Source organism: Aeromonas sp. sia0103 (genome assembly GCF_963895295.1).
GTDB lineage: Bacteria > Pseudomonadota > Gammaproteobacteria > Enterobacterales > Aeromonadaceae > Aeromonas > Aeromonas encheleia.
Genome location: NZ_CAWQKG010000011.1, coordinates 203,386 through 220,391, shown reverse-complemented (window position 1 = coordinate 220,391; position 17,006 = coordinate 203,386). Strand labels below are relative to the sequence as shown.

18 protein-coding genes are annotated in these 17,006 nt (G+C 63.8%); 12 read left to right on the top strand and 6 right to left on the bottom strand.

The features are described 5' to 3' along the window. The 3 genes from AACW18_RS03685 (at position 1) to AACW18_RS03675 (ending at position 2,928) form a co-directional block, all read left to right on the top strand. Positions 1-639 (top strand): tetratricopeptide repeat protein, encoded by a 639-nt coding sequence (locus tag AACW18_RS03685; protein WP_218387866.1) that lies wholly within the window; start codon positions 1-3, stop codon positions 637-639. A gap of 154 nt (positions 640-793) precedes the next feature. Continuing rightward, positions 794-1,480 (top strand): response regulator, encoded by a 687-nt coding sequence (locus AACW18_RS03680; protein WP_218387865.1) that lies wholly within the window; start codon positions 794-796, stop codon positions 1,478-1,480. Then, positions 1,477-2,928, top strand: a complete 1,452-nt coding sequence (locus tag AACW18_RS03675; protein ID WP_218387864.1) for an ATP-binding protein — start codon at positions 1,477-1,479, stop codon at positions 2,926-2,928. The genes AACW18_RS03680 and AACW18_RS03675 overlap by 4 nt, the downstream gene beginning before the upstream one ends. A 61-nt stretch (positions 2,929-2,989) precedes the next feature. Here AACW18_RS03675 and rloA3 read toward each other — a convergent pair whose 3' ends face one another. Continuing rightward, the gene (gene rloA3 / locus AACW18_RS03670) at positions 2,990-3,463 is read right to left on the bottom strand and encodes a retropepsin-like aspartic peptidase RloA3 (RefSeq protein WP_445206809.1); all 474 of its coding nucleotides are present in this window, start codon (positions 3,461-3,463) and stop codon (positions 2,990-2,992) included. Between the two features lie 430 nt (positions 3,464-3,893). Here rloA3 and AACW18_RS03665 point away from each other — a divergent pair, with 430 nt between their 5' ends. From AACW18_RS03665 to AACW18_RS03635, 6 genes are all read left to right on the top strand, one after another. After that, a complete protein-coding gene (locus AACW18_RS03665) occupies positions 3,894-4,937 on the top strand; it encodes a GMP reductase (RefSeq protein ID WP_218290589.1) in 1,044 nt (347 codons plus the stop codon). Between the two features lie 238 nt (positions 4,938-5,175). Further along, positions 5,176-6,363 carry an elongation factor P maturation arginine rhamnosyltransferase EarP gene (gene earP / locus AACW18_RS03655; protein ID WP_218387863.1) on the top strand — a complete coding sequence of 396 codons (1,188 nt, stop codon included), beginning with the start codon at positions 5,176-5,178 and terminating at the stop codon, positions 6,361-6,363. A 44-nt stretch (positions 6,364-6,407) separates the two neighbouring features. Then, the gene (gene efp, locus AACW18_RS03650) at positions 6,408-6,974 is read left to right on the top strand and encodes an elongation factor P (protein WP_042652731.1); all 567 of its coding nucleotides are present in this window, start codon (positions 6,408-6,410) and stop codon (positions 6,972-6,974) included. A 201-nt stretch (positions 6,975-7,175) separates the two neighbouring features. Beyond that, positions 7,176-7,787 carry a DUF2238 domain-containing protein gene (locus tag AACW18_RS03645; protein ID WP_218329537.1) on the top strand — a complete coding sequence of 204 codons (612 nt, stop codon included), beginning with the start codon at positions 7,176-7,178 and terminating at the stop codon, positions 7,785-7,787. A gap of 109 nt (positions 7,788-7,896) precedes the next feature. Continuing rightward, entirely contained in the window at positions 7,897-8,649 is a 753-nt protein-coding gene (locus tag AACW18_RS03640) for a DUF3530 family protein (RefSeq protein ID WP_218329538.1), read from the top strand. A 132-nt stretch (positions 8,650-8,781) separates the two neighbouring features. Further along, positions 8,782-9,738 carry a D-2-hydroxyacid dehydrogenase gene (locus AACW18_RS03635; protein WP_218387862.1) on the top strand — a complete coding sequence of 319 codons (957 nt, stop codon included), beginning with the start codon at positions 8,782-8,784 and terminating at the stop codon, positions 9,736-9,738. Between the two features lie 272 nt (positions 9,739-10,010). On the opposite strand, the gene AACW18_RS03630 is transcribed toward AACW18_RS03635, so the two are convergent. The 3 genes from AACW18_RS03630 to AACW18_RS03620 form a co-directional block, all read right to left on the bottom strand. Continuing rightward, complete coding sequence (locus AACW18_RS03630) at positions 10,011-11,093, bottom strand: glycerophosphodiester phosphodiesterase (protein ID WP_042652735.1); 1,083 nt, start codon at positions 11,091-11,093, stop codon at positions 10,011-10,013. 236 nt (positions 11,094-11,329) lie between these two features. Then, positions 11,330-11,806 (bottom strand): glycine zipper domain-containing protein, encoded by a 477-nt coding sequence (locus AACW18_RS03625; RefSeq protein WP_042652736.1) that lies wholly within the window; start codon positions 11,804-11,806, stop codon positions 11,330-11,332. Positions 11,807-12,050: 244 nt separating this feature from the next. Next, positions 12,051-13,604 (bottom strand): GGDEF domain-containing protein, encoded by a 1,554-nt coding sequence (locus AACW18_RS03620; protein ID WP_042652737.1) that lies wholly within the window; start codon positions 13,602-13,604, stop codon positions 12,051-12,053. A 291-nt stretch (positions 13,605-13,895) separates the two neighbouring features. Here AACW18_RS03620 and AACW18_RS03615 point away from each other — a divergent pair, with 291 nt between their 5' ends. Next, complete coding sequence (locus AACW18_RS03615; RefSeq protein WP_218387861.1) at positions 13,896-14,498, top strand: nitroreductase family protein; 603 nt, start codon at positions 13,896-13,898, stop codon at positions 14,496-14,498. A gap of 105 nt (positions 14,499-14,603) precedes the next feature. Then, complete coding sequence (locus tag AACW18_RS03610; protein WP_218387860.1) at positions 14,604-14,987, top strand: hypothetical protein; 384 nt, start codon at positions 14,604-14,606, stop codon at positions 14,985-14,987. 37 nt (positions 14,988-15,024) lie between these two features. Here AACW18_RS03610 and AACW18_RS03605 read toward each other — a convergent pair whose 3' ends face one another. After that, positions 15,025-15,687 carry an HAD-IA family hydrolase gene (locus AACW18_RS03605; RefSeq protein WP_218387859.1) on the bottom strand — a complete coding sequence of 221 codons (663 nt, stop codon included), beginning with the start codon at positions 15,685-15,687 and terminating at the stop codon, positions 15,025-15,027. Continuing rightward, on the bottom strand, positions 15,684-15,929 hold the full coding sequence (locus AACW18_RS03600; RefSeq protein ID WP_042652741.1) for a hypothetical protein: 246 nt from the start codon (positions 15,927-15,929) through the stop codon (positions 15,684-15,686). Before AACW18_RS03600 ends, AACW18_RS03605 begins: the two co-directional genes overlap by 4 nt. Before the next feature lie 114 nt (positions 15,930-16,043). Between AACW18_RS03600 and AACW18_RS03595 the strand changes: the two genes are divergently transcribed. After that, complete coding sequence (locus tag AACW18_RS03595; protein WP_218290582.1) at positions 16,044-16,943, top strand: LysR family transcriptional regulator; 900 nt, start codon at positions 16,044-16,046, stop codon at positions 16,941-16,943. Positions 16,944-17,006 lie beyond the last annotated feature (63 nt).

The window sequence follows — 17,006 nt, the reverse complement described above, 5'->3', positions numbered from 1 at the left end:
ATGAAGCACAGCATTTACCGCACCCTGTTTAGCCGCCATGCCCTCTTGCTGCTCACCCTGGGGAGCGGTCTGGCCCAGGCCGCCGACGCCCTGCCCAGCATCCAGCAGCAGTGGGCCCACTGCCAGTATCAACAGACCGGCAAGGCCAAGGAGAGCTGCCTGGAGCAACTCAGCGGCCAGGCCGATCAGGCCAGCGCCAAGGAGGCCTTTCGCACCGATCTGCTGATCTGGTCGGCCATCGTCAAGAGCACCTGGGCCGGCGCCAAGGGTGGGCTGGGAGCCCTCGGCCTGGTGAAAGAGGCCAAGGCCAGGCTGGAGATAGCCATCAAGCAGGATCCCAGGGCGCTGGAGGGCTCCGCCTACACCAGCCTGGGGTCGCTCTACTATCAGGTGCCGGGCTGGCCGGTGGGTTTTGGCGATGACGAGAAGGCCGAGCAGTTGCTCAAGCAGGCACTGGCCATCAACCCGAACGGCATCGATCCCAACTACTTCTACGGCGACTTCCTGCTCGATCAGGGCCGCAAGGCCGAAGCCAGGGCCTATCTCGACAAGGCGCTGGCCGCGCCTAGTCGCCCTGGTCGTGAAGTGGCTGACGAAGGGCGACGAGGGGAGATCCGCGAACGCCTCGCCAAGTTATAAAAACACGCTGAACCAAACAGTTATTTCAACTCTGCCCACCCGCTTGCATACTGGTGGGCAGCGTCGTTTCAGAGAGAATGACGATGCGGATCCTGGTGGTCGCAGATTTTGCATGCTCATGCTGGTGGGCTGCGTCGTTTAAGGGAGAATAAGAATGCGGATCCTGCTGGTGGAAGATGATGTGATGCTGGGGGATGGCATGGTGGATGCCCTTCGCCACAGTGGTTATACGGTGGACTGGTTGCAGCAGGGGCTGCCCGCCCTGTCGGTGCTCAAGAGTGAAGAGTTTGCCGCCCTCATCCTGGATCTCAATCTGCCCGATATCGATGGCATCAGCCTGCTGCGCAAGCTGCGCAGGGAGGGGCACCAGCTGCCCGTGCTGATCCTCACCGCCCGCGATGCCCTCGACGATAGGGTGGTCGGGCTGGATGCGGGCTCCGACGACTACATGGTCAAGCCCTTCGCCCTGCAGGAGCTCAATGCCCGGCTGCGGGCCCTGGTGCGGCGCAGCAAGGGCCAGGCTCAGGCCACGCTGGAGTATGGCGACATCCTCCTCTACCCCGAGTCGCAACAGGTCACCTATCAGGGCGAGCCCGTCAGGCTCACCCCCCACGAATACAAGCTGCTGCTGGAGCTCATCAGCCAGAGCGGCCGGGTGCTGAGCAAGGAGCAACTGCAACAGAGCCTCTACGGCTGGGACGAGGGGGCCGAGAGCAACGCGGTGGAGGTGCACATCCACCACCTGCGCAAAAAGCTCTACTCGGAGCTTATCCGCAACATCCGCGGTGTCGGCTACATCATCCCCCAGCTTGATCAGGCCACACGGATACCCGCACGATGAGACGCCCCAGTTCCATTCGCCGTTTCCTGCTCGCCGGGGTCCTGGCCCTGGTCAGCGTCAGCCTGGCGGTCAGCGGCTTCATCGGTTACCTGGAAGCCAACCACGAGATGGAGGAGCTGTTCGATGCCCGTCTCGCCCAGTCCGCCCGCATCACCAACCAGCTGCTCAGCCGTTATCTGGAGCAGAGCGGCGAGCTGCCCAGCGATGGGGCCGTCTACGAAGAGTGGGAACAGGCCATTCCTGACGAGCCGCATCAAGAAAAACGCAGTTTCAGTCATCTGGGGGAGGACAACGAGTTCACCCCCTTCGGCCACGAGTTCGAGCACAACCTCTACTTCCAGCTGCTGAACGAGCAAGGCGCCATCCTGCTGCGCTCGCCGAGTGCGCCGACCCAGCCGCTGACCACCCTGGAGCGAGGATTCAACAGCGAGACCAAGGATCACCACGAGTGGCGCACCTTCACCCTCTACAACGAGGAGCAGCGCACCTGGCTCATAGTGGCGGAGCGGGATGACGAGCGCGGCGAGCTGGCCAGCAAGATGGCCACCCTGACCATGCTGCCGCTGTTCATCACCCTGCCCTTCCTGCTCGGCCTGCTGTGGTGGCTGATCTCGGCGGGGCTGGCCCCGCTGCGCCAGGTGGCACAAGCCATCAGCGAGCGCCATCCCGCCAACCTGAGCCCGCTCAACCTGGCCATCAAGGCCGAGGAGTTGACGCCGCTGGTGGGGGAGATCAACCGGCTGATGCACACCCTGGCCGACACCATAGAGCGGGAGAAGCAGTTCACCAACGAGGCGGCTCACGAGCTGCGCACCCCGCTGGCGGTGCTGCGCATTCACAGCGAAAACCTGATGGCGGCGGAGGACGATGCCAGCCGCGAGCAGGCGCTGCGCAAGATGTTGCTGGCGCTCGATCGCAGCGATCGGCTGATCCGCCAGCTGCTGACCCAGGCCCGCATCGACAATCAACAGGCGCTGGCGCTGAACAAGCTGGATCTGAGCCAGCAGTTGCAAGGCACCCTGGCTGCCCTGGCCCCCCTCGCCCTGAAGAAAGGGCAGCAGCTCTCGCTGGAGGGGGCCGAGCACCTGCAGGTGATGGGGCAGGCGGTGTTGCTGGATCTGATGTTCGGCAATCTCATCGACAACGCGGTGCGCTACACCCCGGCAGGGGGCGAGATCGCGGTGGTGATCACCGCGGAAGGCAACAGGGTCAGGGTCGACATCAGGGACAGCGGCCCCGGCATCCCCACCGCCGCCCTCTCCCGCCTGTGCGAGCGCTTCTTCCGGGTCAATCCCCAGCAGGGGGACGGGGTGGGGCTCGGCATGGCCATAGTCCGCCGCATCGCCGAGCTGCACGGCGCGGATCTGGATGTGCACAACCGGCCCCATGGCGGGCTGGAGGTGAGCATCTGGCTCGCGACCCCGCCCCAGCCGGCCGAGCACAAATGACGACGGCCCTGTGCGGGCCGTCAACCTTGTGCAATGGGCCTTCGCCCTAAGTCAGCCCCGCTTAGCCACAGCTGGGCTGGACGGTAAAGGTGCGGCTCGCATCCACCGGTCCCAGCTCGGCCAGCAGGCGCCGCCCCAACAGCACCGGATAGATCATGTCGCTGCGATCCCGCAGGGTGAACCACTCCTTGTAGACCTTGTCGCCGAGGCAGATGGACATGCTGACCGTGGGTCGCTGCTCCATGCCGCCGGCGCCACGCACCGTCACGCTGCGCTCCACCGGGCGCTCCAGAGTCTGGCGCACCACCTTGTCCGTGTTGGCGTCGGTCAGCTCCAGGGTGAAGCGCACCCAGGACTTGCCATCGCGCTTGAAGTGCTGCAACGAGCGCGCATCCAGGGACGAGGTGAGGGCGCCGGTATCGAGTTTCATCTTCACCGCCACTCCATCCGGCATGATCAAGCCCTTCTCGATCCAGCCATAGACGGTCGGGGCCGCCCAGACGCCAGGCGACAGGCAGAGGCTGGCCAGCAACAACCAGCGAAATTTATGTGATCCGGGCACGATGTCTTCCTCGTCGGCGCGGACCGGCAATGGCCCGCCCTGCCAGAGTGGGCAGCCTGCTGGCGACTGTCAACTGGCAAAAAGCACGCAGTGGATAAAGTCGGGAAGCCAGACAGGCCGCAGGCTCAGGGCGCGACAACCGCTGACCGAGGGAGAAAATAGGGCGGAAGACGAGGTGGGGAGCGACGCGGTACAGAGGTGCTGGATGACCCTGCTGCCGCGCTCAGGTTGTGACGCCAAAGGCTACCACAACGATGAATGAATTATCAGTCTTGTTCTGAGGCGATTTTTCCCTAGACTGTTGTAAACCGGAGGCCTCGAAAACCTGCGGTTTTTTTGCGCCTGCCGAAAATTTGCCCACTGCAAAAGTGACTTTCAACAAGGCTCAATAAAGGAATTCGTCATGCGTATCGAAGAAGACTTGAAGCTAGGTTTCAAGGATGTCCTGTTCCGCCCCAAGCGCTCCACTCTCAAGAGCCGTTCCCAAGTCAGCCTGACCCGTCAGTTCACCTTCAAACATACCCAGACCCAATGGCAGGGCGTGCCCGTCATCGCCGCCAACATGGACACCGTCGGCAGCTTCGCCATGGCCAGGACCCTGGCCGGCTTCGAGATGATGACGGCGGTACACAAGCACTACAGCCTCGCGCAGTGGCAGACCTTCGTCAACGAAACCGACCCGGCCCTGCTCGGCCACGTCATGGTATCGACCGGCACCTCGGAAGAGGACTTCATCAAGACCCGCCAGATCCTGGCCATGTCGGCGGCCCTGCGCTTCATCTGCGTTGACGTGGCCAACGGCTACTCCCAGCACTTCGTCGAGTTCCTGCGCAAGATCCGCGAGGCCTGCCCGGATCATGTGATCCTGGCTGGCAACGTGGTCACCGGCGAGATGGTGGAGGAGCTGATCCTCTCCGGCGCCGACATCGTCAAGGTCGGCATAGGCCCGGGTTCGGTCTGCACCACCCGCGTCAAGACCGGGGTCGGCTACCCCCAGCTCTCCGCCATCATAGAGTGCGCCGATGCGGCCCACGGCCTCGGCGGCCAGATCGTCGGTGACGGCGGCTGCACCTGCCCGGGGGACGTGGCCAAGGCCTTCGGCGGCGGCGCCGACTTCGTGATGCTGGGCGGCATGCTGGCGGCCCACGAGGAGTGCGGCGGCGAGGTGGTGGACGTGGAAGGCTCCCCCTTCATGAAGTTCTACGGCATGAGCTCGTCCAGTGCCATGGACAAGCACGCCGGTGGCGTCGCCGACTACCGCGCCTCCGAGGGCAAGATGGTGTTGCTGCCCTATCGCGGCCCGGTCGAGAACACGGTGCGCGACATCCTCGGCGGCGTGCGCTCCACCTGCACCTACGTAGGCGCCAGCCAGCTCAAGGAACTCACCAAGCGCACCACCTTCATCCGGGTGCGCGAGCAGGAGAACAACGTCTACGGCAAGGAGTAAGCTCCTCTACCGTTACGTGTGCTCCACCTGCCTCTATGTGGTAGGCGCCAGCCAGCTCAAGGAGCTGACCAAACGCACCACCTTCATCCGGGTGCGCGAGCAGGAGAACAACGTCTACGGCAAGGAGTAAACCCGCCCTCTAGCATCCGTCACTCGCTGACGGTTAGAAGCCAATCTACCGGTGTGCTACCCTGCACACCGGTTTTTTTATCTCTTCTGCGTATCCGGTGACCCGCCCATGACGACCTCTTCGCCTCTCCCTCTGCCCCCCTTCGACTGGGACATCTTCTGCTGCGTCGTGGACAACTTCGGCGACATCGGCGTCACCTGGCGGCTCGCCCGCCAGCTGGAGCAGGAGGGGCTGGGTAAGGTACGGCTCTGGGTGGACGATCTGACCAGCTTCGCCCGCATCTGCCCCGGGCTGGATCCCGAGCTGGACGGCCAGTGGCAGCAGGGTATCTATATCCAGCACTGGCGCCCCAGCCTGCCGCCGTCCGTGATCCCGGCCCGGGTGGTCATAGAGGCGTTCGCCTGCGAGCTGCCCACCGCCTTCGCCCATGCCATGGCCGGGCAGACCCCGCCCCCCTGCTGGATCAATCTGGAGTATCTCAGTGCCGAGAGCTGGGTCGAGGAGTGCCACGGCCTCGCCTCGCCGCAGCGGGTCGGCAATCGGAGCCTCGACAAGTATTTCTTCTTCCCGGGCTTCACCACCAGGACCGGCGGCCTGCTGTGCGAGCGGGGGCTGATCGCTGAGCGGGAGCGCTGGCAGCAAGATCAGGCGGGGCTCGACGCCTACTGGGCCAGCCTGGGGCTGGCACCCAAAGCGGCAGACGAACTGAGGGTCAGCCTGTTTACCTACGAGAGCGCGGCGCTCATCAGCTTGGTCGAGCGCTGGTGCCAGGGCCCGACCCCGGTCACCCTGCTGCTGCCGCTCGGGCGCTCACTCGGGGATGTGCTGCGCGGCGCCGGGCTGGAGCACGCCCTCCCCACCGCCCAGGCCGGGGATCTGCTGTACGCGGGCCAGCTCGCCATCAAGCTGCTGCCGATGACGGATCAGGCCGGTTACGATCGACTGCTGTGGAGCTGCGATCTCAACCTGGTGCGCGGCGAGGACTCCTTCGTGCGCGCCCAGTGGGCGGCCCGACCCTTCCTGTGGCACATCTACCCCCAGGAAGATCTCGCCCACCTGACCAAGCTGGACGATTTTCTCGACCACTATCTGGCCGACTTGCCGCCCCAGGCAGCCCGGTGGCTGCGCGCCTTCAACCATGCCCTCAACCAGGGCGACGATGTCCGCGAACTCTGGGCCCAATGGCCGCAATACGACACTATTTCGCAACAACATGCGCGAACCTGGTCACAGAAGTTGCTTGCCGATGGGGATCTCGTCACTCGGCTGGTGAAATTTTTAGAAAGCCGTATATAATCTGGCAGTTTTTATCTGCCCGTATACGCACAGGAATTTTTTACATGAAAACCGCACAGGAAATCCGCGCTGGTAACGTCGTCATGATCGGTACCGAGCCGATGGTGGTCCAGAAAGCCGAATTCAACAAATCCGGCCGTAACTCCGCCGTGGTCAAGATGAAGCTGAAAGGCCTGCTGAACGGCAGCGCCACCGAGACCGTATTCAAGGCCGACGACAAGCTGGAAGTCGTTCAGCTGGAGCGTAAAGAGTGCACCTACTCTTACTTCTCCGACCCGCTGTACGTCTTCATGGACACCGAGTTCAACCAGCACGACGTCGAGAAAGACAACCTGGGTGACGCGCTGAACTACATGGTTGACGGCATGGAAGACATCTGCGAAGTGACTTTCTACAACGAGAAAGCCATCTCCGTCGAACTGCCGACCACCATCGTCCGTGAAGTCGAGTACACCGAGCCGGCCGCCCGTGGCGACACCTCCGGTAAAGTGACCAAGCCTGCCCGCCTGAAGGGCACCACCTACGAGCTGGCCGTGGCCGCCTTCGTAGAGATCGGTGACAAGATCGAGATCGATACCCGTACCGGCGAGTTCAAGCGTCGCGTCAACTGATCCGACTGCTCGAACCCCGTGCTGAAAAAAGCGAGCCCCTGGCTCGCTTTTTTTTTGTCCATGGCGCGGGCAGGCACCACATTCAGCCCCGGTCAGTGACAAGGCCCCGGACATTGGGGAGAATTCAGTCGGCCCCCTTTCGCCCGACGCGGGATCCGGCTAAATAATGAAGTCATGTTTCTCCCTCACCACAGGTCCGCTATGACATCCCATCAAAAACTCCTGCTGCTGTCCCTCACCCTGGTGCTGCTGGTGATCTCCGGCTGGCAACCCTATGACAGGGTCACCTGGCTGCTGGAGGTCGCCCCCGTGCTGATCGTCGTGCCGCTGCTGTGGCTGAGCAATGAACGCTTCCCGCTCACCACCCTGCTCTACCTCGGCATCTTCCTGCATGCGGCGGTCTTGATGCTGGGAGGGGCCTACACCTATGCCAGGGTACCGCTCGGCTTCGATCTGCAGCAGTGGTTCGAGCTCAGCCGCAACCCTTATGACAAGATTGGCCACTTCTGCCAGGGCTTCATCCCCGCCCTGGCCTGCCGGGAGATACTGCTGCGCGGCCACCATGTGCAGGGCAAGCGCATGCTGGTGTTCCTGGTGCTCAGCGTGGTGCTCGCCATCAGTGCCAGCTACGAGCTGATCGAGTGGGGCGCCGCACTGGCGCTGGGTCAGGGCGCCGACGAGTTCCTCGGCACCCAGGGGGATCCCTGGGATACCCAGTCCGACATGTTCTTCGCCCTGATCGGCGCCATCAGCGCCCTGCTGCTGCTCTCCCCCCTGCACGACAGGCAGCTTGGGAGGCTTGCCCGCCGCTGAGCCAACGGAGAGGGAGGGGCAAGCCCTTCCCTCTCCCTGCCTGCTCTCGCAGATCCCCCTTCAGAAAACCGGCCCGGCGCCGCTAACCCTGTCAACCGGGGAGCGCATCATGGCCAGATTATCCTTACCACTGCTGATATTGACCCTGCTGGCGAGCACCACCTCGCCGGCCAGCGAGATCTCGCCCCCAGCCCCGCTCGATCACTGGCAGGAGAGCGACTGGAAGGGGGTGGCGGACAGCGCCCAGATAGACAAGCAGCGGGTGCTGTTTGCCAAACACGACAGCGACAACTACCTGGGACTGGCGATCCTGCTGCCGGACTGGCAGCGCAGCGGCCAGCTGTGGCAGCTGACCCGGGCCCTCGGCCGGCTCGGCTTCGACACCCTGCTGTTGCTGCCCTCCCCCCAGCAGACAGAGCTGGATCCGGCCGCCGAGAAGAAACAGCAGGCCATCGACCAGTTTCGCCAGCAATTTGCCGAGCGTATCGTCAAGCTGAGTGACGCCAAGTGGCAGGAAGGTGGCTTCAAGCTGCTGCTGGCCCAAGGCACCAGCGCGGCCTGGGCCGCCAACCTCATCGCCAGCGAGCAGCTGCCCGCCCCCGATGCCCTGGTGCTGCTGGATGGCTTCTTCCCCAACCAGCTGAGCAACCAGACCCTGGCCAAACAGGTGGCCCAGGCCAGCGTCCCTACCCTGGATCTCTATCAGGAGGACGGCGGCCGCTGGCCGCTGCTGGCGGCCGAGGCCAGGCGCAGCGAGAGCCGGCGCAGCCACAAGCTCAATTACCGTCCCTACGCCCTGATGGAACTGGACGAGACACCCGCCCGCATCCAGGGCTGGCTGACCCATCTCGGCTGGATCTGATCTTCCCCGGCCGGGGGATGAGCGGCTTCCGACGCGCCATCCGCCACCAGCCCAGCTCATCGGGCTGGCCCCCGCCCCCCCATCTTTGGCATCATGGCGTCTCTGCAGTGGCAGAGAATGGCAGGAGGCTTAATGCAGCAAATCGTGTTTCTCGACAGCGACACCCTGGACGCCGGTATCAACCTGCGTCGTCCCGACTTTCCCCATCACTGGCAAAGTTACCCGCACACCACTCCCGAACTGGTGGTGGCGCGGCTCAGGTGCGCCAGCATCGCCATCATCAACAAGGTGCGCATCGGCAAAGCCGAGCTGGCCCAGCTGCCGGAGCTGCGCTTGATCGCCCTAGCCGCCACCGGCAGCGACAACCTGGATCTGGAGGCATGCCGCGCCGCCAACGTCGCCGTGTGCAACATCCGCAACTACTCGGGCCCCTCGGTCCCCGAGCACGCCATGGCGCTGATGCTGGCCCTGTCGCGCAACCTGTTTGCCTGGCGCCAGTCCCTGCTGGAGGGGCGCTGGCAACAGAGCGGCCAGTTCTGCTTCTTCGATCACCCCATCTCGGATCTGCACGGCAAGCGGCTCGGCATCATCGGCAAGGGCACCCTGGGACAAGCCCTGGGCCAGCGGGCCAGCGCCCTCGGCATGGAGGTGCGCTATGCCCAGAGCCAGGTCGGCGCGGCGGCAGACGAGGATCGGCTGCCGCTGGACGAGCTGCTGCAGAGCGCGGACGTCATCAGCCTGCACTGCCCGCTCACCCCCTACACCCGCCACCTGATAGGTCCGCGGGAGCTGGCCATGATGAAGCCGGGTGCCCTGCTGATCAACGTCGGTCGCGGCGGCCTGGTGGACGAGCAGGCGCTGCTGATGGCGCTGGCCAACGGCCGGCTCGGTGGCGCCGGCTTCGACGTGGCGAGCCAGGAGCCGCCGCCCCCCGACCACCCGCTGATGCAGGCCCTGCAGTACCCGAACTTCATCCTGACCCCGCACGTGGCCTGGGCCAGCGAGGAGTCGATGCAGCGCCTCGCGGATCAGCTGATCGACAACATCAACGCCTTCGCCGAGGGCCGACGCCAGCACCGGCTGGTCTGACGCAGGGCCTCGACACAGGCCCAGCCGGCTGGCAGATCCCAGCCGAAGGAGCTCGACTCCCAAGGCAGTGACGTTGCGGCAAAGAAGCGAAAAAGAGAGGGGAGGCACCATGCCTCCCCTCTTCTATTGTTCCCGATCAGAGCCGGGGTCGAGACCAAGCTGCGGTTGCACCTCGTCTCTTTGCACTTGTCTCTGTGCTTATTTCTGCGCCTATCTCTGCACTATCCGCACATGGCCGAACTCATGCCTGCTGGCACGGCCTCCATCGCGCCTCAACGCGGAGAGACAGAGGGTGGCAACGGGATGCCCCGCGCCTCCATCACCACCCGCAGCCGATCCGGGTAGTCGGTGATCATGCCGTCGACCCCGTTCTCCAGCATGCGGTTCATGGTGCCCTCATCGTCGACCGTCCAGGGGATCACCTTGATGCCCTCGGCATGGGCCGCATCGACCAGATCCGGGGTGGTGTACTCCACATAGCCAGGATCCCCGTAGCGACCCCCCTGGGGATCCCCGTGCACCGGAGAGATGGCGTTGGCACCGAAAGAGGCCACGGCCTGCACCAGATCCCCATTGAAGTCATCGATGTCGATCCCCCCCAACCAGGGAGAGGCGCCCGGCATGCCAACCTGCAGGAATGGCTGGCCATTGGTCAGGGCTATGATGGGCAGGCTGGGTTCGAGCTCCCTTGTCAGCATGAGCGCACCCCAGTCGAAGCTCTGTATGGTCGCCTGCCGCATCAGGCCGGCGTCACGGATATCCTTGAGCACCGTCTTGACGAAGATCTCCCGGGGGGCCGTCTCCTCCGGTGCGGCCGCCTCGACCTTGGTCTCGATGTTGAGCAGCACCTGATCGGCCTGGTAGGACTTCACCAGGGCGAACACCTCTTGCAGGGTCGGCATGGTGGCGCCGGGGACCAGCACCTGCTCGGGAAAATCGGCAAGCGGCAGGGAGCCGCAGTCCAGGGTCTTCACCTGCGCCAGGGTGAGATCCTTGATGTATTTGCCCACGTAGGGGTACTGGGGATCCCCCTCGCTGGCGGGCCGGGTATCCAGACACTTCTTGTCCGAGATCTTGCGATCATGGGTCACGACCGCTATGCCATCCCGGGTGATCTGGGTGTCCATCTCCAATGTGGTGACCCCCATCTCCAGGGCATTGGTAAAGGCGGCCAGGGTGCTTTCCGAGACGAGGCCGAGGCCGCCACGATGCGCCTCTAGATCGAAGGCCCTGGGCTCGTTGAACAGGTGTGGTGGGGTATCAGGCTGGGATGTCGACTCATTGTCATTGCAGGCCGAGAGCAACAGGGGAGAAAAGAGCACCAGGCTAAGGAGGCGAGGTGTTGGGATAGACATGAGAATAACCTTGTTGAGTAAGAGGTCCGGCTAACCTAACTCCTTTATATTGCTAAAATATTAATAGTATTGATGTTTTGATCATTACTTTGTTCGTCTGTCTTCCACCGGGGACGTTGGACCAAGGCGCCGGATGTTTTACGGCCCGGATACCGCAGCCATACCGCAACGAAAAATGCCAGTCAGGCTTGACTGGCATTCTTGTCACGAACCACTGGCTCACCCCACGGATGAGATCAGTCGTCGTCGTGCCATCTGTGCTTCTTGTGCTTTTTGTATTTCTTGTGGTGCCTGTGAGAGTGCCCGTCGTCGTAATAGCGATCGTTGTTGCTCTTGTGGCCGTCACCTGTCTTGGCACCTATGGCAGAGCCACCGGCCCCGCCGATGCCGGCACCGATCAGCTGACCGGTGCTGCCGCCCACGCTCTTGCCGATGGCGGCACCACCCAGGGCACCGACGGCGCCCCCCAGGGCGGCCTCGTTCTTGTTGCCCTTGTTGGCCGTGGCCGCGCCACCGGCCGCACCACCGACTGCGGCACCGACCAGAGCGCCGGTATCACCGCCCAACTGCTTGCCGATCATGGTGCCCGCGACGCCACCGGCACCGCCACCGAGTATGGTGTTGAGGGTTTCAGAGGCCAGTACCGGGCCGCTCGCCAACAGCAGCGCGCCCAACAGCGCCATTGCGCTCATGCCGTGCTTGTTCATCTCCATGGGGTACTCCTGTCAAACCTGATGACTGATTGATTATTTTTCCCTGCACTATACAAAGCGTCCCGGACTCCGCTACTGAAATAACGGCCTCTCCGCCGGCAGGCAGACTGTCTCTCCTTCGCGACATGACGCAATCAAACAAGCTAACAGACTGAAAATTAATTAAAAAAAAAGGTCACATGGGAAATAATCCCCGCTGCGACCCCTTTCTCAGGCATTCAGGCTCTCTTTCTCATGGTGGCGCTCAGACAGATACTGTCACCACCTCCCCTTTGGGGGCAGATTGAGTGGGTGACAGATGCCAGCAGTCCCGTCCCTGTCGCTTGCTCCGATAGAGCTGTTCATCGGCGCGCTCGAACAAGGTGCCCTGCTCCTGCGGGTAGTGGGCGCCCCCCGCACTCAGGGTGACGGGCCCCATGAATTCGCGCCATTGCAACGCCCGCACCCGGACCAGCAGGGTAGTGAGGCGCTGCGCCAGCTCGCTCTGCTCCCAGGGCAGCAGGGCGGCGAACTCATCGCCACCGATGCGATAGACCCGGCCCTCCCCCAGTTCAGCCGCCAGGGTATTCGCCACCCGGCAGAGGACCGAATCCCCCACCCCGTGGCCCCAGTTGTCATTGATCTGCTTGAAGCAATCCAGATCCAGCAGCACCAGCCAGTGGGGGATCTGCTCCTGCTCCAGCCTGAGCCTGTGCTGATCGAAGGCACGCCGGTTCATGATGCCGGTGAGGGGATCGTGCAGCAGGGCATCCTGCCCCTCCAGCAGACTCGCCCTGACCATATCGATCTCCCCCAGGCTGCCGTGCACGAACCAGGGCTTGCGGCGAGCCGGTCGGCGTACCTTCAGCGGATCCCGCACTATGCCATCCAGGGAGCCTGCCACCAGCGCCTGCTCCTGGCGGAAGATCCGCACCAAGAAATGGATGCTGCAAAACCAGGTGGCGAGCATCAGGCTCAGGGGCAGCACCACCAGCAGCAGCGCCTCGTAGAGACTGTCGTGAAACAGGGCGGGGGGCAGATAGATGTTGAGATCCCAGTCGATGTCGGCCAGCTCGAGTCGAAGCTGGCGACCCTGCCGGATCACGTCCAGACCGATCCCGTCGGGCTCAGGTTTGGTCGAGAGCCCGCTCGGCAACAACGCTAGATTGTGGCCCACCACCAGCCGCCCGCTCCCACGCTGGCTGAGGTAGATGGTCGCCTGGTTTTCCCCCATGGCCCGTCGCAGCGCCTGCTGGATGCTGTTGAACGACATGTCCACCATCAGCAGGCCGAGCAGCGAGCCGTCGGCGTCCCTCACTCGCTTGATCAGCGTCAGGATCCGCTGCTGGGTGCCAAATTCTGCGTAGGGGCCGAACCAGACCAGCTCGTCCCCCGGCATCGAGAGCACCTTATACCAGGGCCGCTGATCGGCCCGGTATGCCGCCGGCAGATCCAGGCGGGGATAACTGCTGATCCGGTCGGATCGCACGCTGTAGAAGTGGATGTAGTGGCTGTCGCGCTTGATCTGATGGGCGATGGCCCAGAGAGGGTTGTCGGCCGGCTCGCCACGGGCGATGGCGGCCTTGTCCAGGGAGGCCTCCAGCACAGCCAGCTGACGCCGATTGGCCAGCACCAGCTCGTGGAGCAGGGCCGCCTCGATGGAGCTGATCATGTGGCCGTAGCCGGCCACCGTCTTGTCGATGCTGCGCAGGTAGCTGGCCACGGCCAGCAGCAGGGTGGCGACCAGCACCAGTATGCCGAGGAGAAACGAGAGCGGGGTCAGGAAGTAGTAACGCTGTTTGATGATCTCTCCTGCCATGCCGCCCTCTATAAAATGTCATACGAGAGCGATTCTATGGTGGAAAGTGTTTTAAAAAAAATGATTGAAATCATTAACTACCAAGGTTATTGATTAAAACCATATCAACCATGGCAGATGGGCGATGCCACTCTCTGCATATGAATATCAATAAAAAGTAGAAACAGTCATCACCCTGTGTTGACGGTTTCTTGGGCAGAGGGTGATATAGTCCATGACTCGAGTGATCGGAGCCAGATGGCCTCTAAGACCACCCCTGGCGATGATGATTTATCACATCAAGGAGATGTTATGAGCAGTCCGTTTATCGAACAGATCAAAGTACGTCGTACCATCTATGCCCTGGGTGACCAGGTTCCTCATTCACCGGCAAAGCTGACCGCTTTGATCCAGGATGCCGTCAAGCACAGCCCTTCATCCTTCAACTCCCAGAGCTCCCGTGCCGTCATCCTGTTTGGGGCCGAGCACCACAAGCTGTGGGACATCGTCAAGGCGGAGCTGAAGAAGATAGTCCCGCCCGAAGCCTATCCCCAGAGCGAAGCCAAGGTGGATGGCAGCTTCCGTGCCGGTTTCGGCACAGTGCTGTTCTTCGAAGACAGGGCCGTCATCCAGGATCTGCAGCAAAAGTTTGCCCTCTATGCCGACAACTTCCCGATCTGGTCCGAGCATGCCACCGGCATCGCCCAGTTTGCGGTCTGGACCGCCCTGGCACAAGAGGGGATCGGCGCCTCCCTGCAGCACTACAACCCGCTGATCGACGAGGCCGTCCGCAAGGAGTGGGATCTGCCCGCCAGCTGGCTGCTGCGCGCCCAGATGCCCTTCGGCAGCATCAAGCAACCGGCCGGTGACAAGACCTTCATCGACGACGACGTCCGCTTCCGGGTCTTCGGCTAAGCATCCACGCCCCCTCAACCAGGGGGCGTTTTCTCACCCCGTCCGCGCACAGCTTCCCAGCTGCCCCCATACTCAGGGCAAACCACCCGCCATCAGGAGAGCCGCATGGGAGAGGCCACACACCAGCGCATCTTGTCCACTCTCAACCCCTTGTTTGCCCTGCAGTCCGTCGCCACCATCATCATCCTGTTTTCGCTCGTCGGCATCTTCACCCGCCCTCCCAACCTGCTGGCGGCCTTCTGGCCCGCCAATGCCGTCCTGCTCGGCATCATGCTGCGTTACCCGCCCCTGGCCTCGCCGCCTGGCTGGCTGGGGGGACTGATCGGCTATCTGCTCGCCGCCCTCTTCACCCAGGACCCACCGCTCAGGGCGCTCTATCTGGCCAAGCACAACGGCCGCAACCGGGTCGAGCAGCACAGGGTCGAGGCGCCGAACGGCCAGCCGGGGGAGGCTGCGGCCTCCCCCGACGCGGAGCCGCACGCCCCCTGATACCCGTGCGGATGAGGGCGAGAGTCGGGGCCCAGCCTCAGTCGAGCAGCCGGTTTGGAAAATGGAGCTGCAGGCCGGTCTCATCCTCGCTCAGCCGGACCTGCCGCCAGTCCCGCAGCCGCGCCCTCACCCGGCTGTCGAGCAGTTTGTCGCCCCCGATCTGCACCACCTGGCAGCCAGCCTGCAGGGCGCTCTGTATGCCCGCCGCCGCATCCTCAAACACCAGGCAATCGGCGGGGGCGAGGCCGAGCCGGCTCGCGCCAAGCAGATAGGGCTCGGGATCCGGCTTGCCCCGCACCACATCCTCGGCCCCAATCAACAGCCTCGGCAACGGCAAGCCGGCGCTGGCCAGCCGGTGCCGTGCCACCCGCTGACTGGCCGAGGTGACCAGCGCCCAGCGCGCGGCCGGCAGGCTCGCCAGCAGGGTGCGGGCCCCGGCGATCGGCTCAGCCGCCCCCGTGTGGCGGATCTCCAACTCGTCGAGCAGGGCTAGCTCCACCGCCAGGTCCAGATGCGGCGCCAGGGTCCCGAGCACCTCCCGCGCCCGCACCCCATGGCACATTGCCAACAGGGGTTCAGGCGCCAGCTGATGGCGACGGCACCAGAGTCGCCACACGGTTTCCACCTCGCCGGTGGAGTGGATCAGGGTGCCATCCATGTCCAGCAGCAGGGCCCTGGCCCGCAAGATCTGTGCGCTCATGGGGTCGCCCCCGCCAGCAGGGACTCGGCGCCGGACAGGGAGGCGGCCAGTGCCTGGCGCTGGGCCCCCGCCTCGTAGCAGGCGAGCGCCTGCTCGGTGTCGCTCGCCCACACCTGCAAGGGGGCGAGCACGAAGCCCTGTTGCAACAGGCTGATCAGCAGCTCGCCCGTCTCCGGGGCGGCCAACGGCTGGGCCATGATCAGCCTCCCCTTGAGCAAAAACAGATAGCGTTCGGTGTGCATGATGCGATTCCTCGTTCCCGGTCAAGCCAGCAGTTGGCCCGTTACGACACCATTAGAACAAGGCAGATAGATAATTTATAATCACTAAATCGCCACATTGGATAACCAAACGGAATGAAATTCGACCTGAGGCAACTGCAGGCATTCGTGATGCTGGCCGAGACGGCCAACTACCGGGAGGCCGCCCACCGGCTGTTCATCACCCAGCCGGCGCTGACCAAGCAGATCCAGGGGCTGGAGCTGACGCTCGGTACAACCCTGTTCAACCGGGGCCGTCACGGCGCCGAGCTGACCGCCATCGGTGCCCAGTTGCTCACCCAGGCCAGCGCCCTGGTCGAGCACGGCAAGGGCTTCGAGCGCCATGCCCTGGCACTGGCGAGCGGCGTCGCCGGGCGGCTCAAGATGGGCTTCGGGCTGTCGAGCTTCGCACTGGCCCCCTCGCTGGTGGCCCGCTTCAAGCAGCAGGCCCCCGATGTGATGGTGCACCTGCAGGACATGACCTCGGCCATCCAGCACGAGCGGCTGCTGTCGGGGCAGTTGCAGCTCGGCTTCATGCGGCGGCCAGAGGCGCCCCAGCTGCAGGAGTACCGGCTGTTGACCGATCGGCTGGTGCTGGCCGTGCCGACCCAGATGACCAGACCGGATCCCGCCCGCTTCGATGTGGAGTGGGCGCTGACCCATCAGCCGCTGCTGCAGATGGTGGGCCATCGCTGCCCCGGCCTCAGCCAGCAGATCGCCAGCTTCCTCGGTGCCAACCGGCTGACCGGCATGATCCAGGAGGCGGAAGACATTCAGACCCTGGTGGCCCTGGTCGCCGCCGGGATAGGCAACGCCATACTGCCGCGCAGCGTCAGCTTCATCGCCGGCCCGGACGTGACCCTCTACCCCCTCTCCGGGCCCTACTCCGAGTGGGAAATCAGCCTGGTGTGGAACCCCTCCTTCGCCGATCCCATCCGCGATCGCTTCCTGCAACTGGTCAGGGAGACCCACCCGGAGGCCATTACCGCCCCCTGATGGCGACGGGGCGAACAAAAGAAGGGCCGCTCGGCTCAGCCGAGCGACCCTTGCCACCTCGAG

Coding starts and splice junctions, on each gene's coding strand:
- earP (WP_218387863.1), top strand. CDS start 5,176: ATGACGACCTCTTCGCCTCTCCCTCTGCCCCCCTTCGACTGGGACATC.
- AACW18_RS03665 (WP_218290589.1), top strand. CDS start 3,894: ATGCGTATCGAAGAAGACTTGAAGCTAGGTTTCAAGGATGTCCTGTTC.
- AACW18_RS03635 (WP_218387862.1), top strand. CDS start 8,782: ATGCAGCAAATCGTGTTTCTCGACAGCGACACCCTGGACGCCGGTATC.
- AACW18_RS03615 (WP_218387861.1), top strand. CDS start 13,896: ATGAGCAGTCCGTTTATCGAACAGATCAAAGTACGTCGTACCATCTAT.
- AACW18_RS03625 (WP_042652736.1), bottom strand. CDS start 11,806: ATGGAGATGAACAAGCACGGCATGAGCGCAATGGCGCTGTTGGGCGCG.
- AACW18_RS03675 (WP_218387864.1), top strand. CDS start 1,477: ATGAGACGCCCCAGTTCCATTCGCCGTTTCCTGCTCGCCGGGGTCCTG.
- AACW18_RS03600 (WP_042652741.1), bottom strand. CDS start 15,929: ATGCACACCGAACGCTATCTGTTTTTGCTCAAGGGGAGGCTGATCATG.
- AACW18_RS03605 (WP_218387859.1), bottom strand. CDS start 15,687: ATGAGCGCACAGATCTTGCGGGCCAGGGCCCTGCTGCTGGACATGGAT.
- AACW18_RS03595 (WP_218290582.1), top strand. CDS start 16,044: ATGAAATTCGACCTGAGGCAACTGCAGGCATTCGTGATGCTGGCCGAG.
- AACW18_RS03610 (WP_218387860.1), top strand. CDS start 14,604: ATGGGAGAGGCCACACACCAGCGCATCTTGTCCACTCTCAACCCCTTG.
- AACW18_RS03645 (WP_218329537.1), top strand. CDS start 7,176: ATGACATCCCATCAAAAACTCCTGCTGCTGTCCCTCACCCTGGTGCTG.
- efp (WP_042652731.1), top strand. CDS start 6,408: ATGAAAACCGCACAGGAAATCCGCGCTGGTAACGTCGTCATGATCGGT.
- AACW18_RS03680 (WP_218387865.1), top strand. CDS start 794: ATGCGGATCCTGCTGGTGGAAGATGATGTGATGCTGGGGGATGGCATG.
- AACW18_RS03630 (WP_042652735.1), bottom strand. CDS start 11,093: ATGTCTATCCCAACACCTCGCCTCCTTAGCCTGGTGCTCTTTTCTCCC.
- AACW18_RS03685 (WP_218387866.1), top strand. CDS start 1: ATGAAGCACAGCATTTACCGCACCCTGTTTAGCCGCCATGCCCTCTTG.
- AACW18_RS03620 (WP_042652737.1), bottom strand. CDS start 13,604: ATGGCAGGAGAGATCATCAAACAGCGTTACTACTTCCTGACCCCGCTC.
- AACW18_RS03640 (WP_218329538.1), top strand. CDS start 7,897: ATGGCCAGATTATCCTTACCACTGCTGATATTGACCCTGCTGGCGAGC.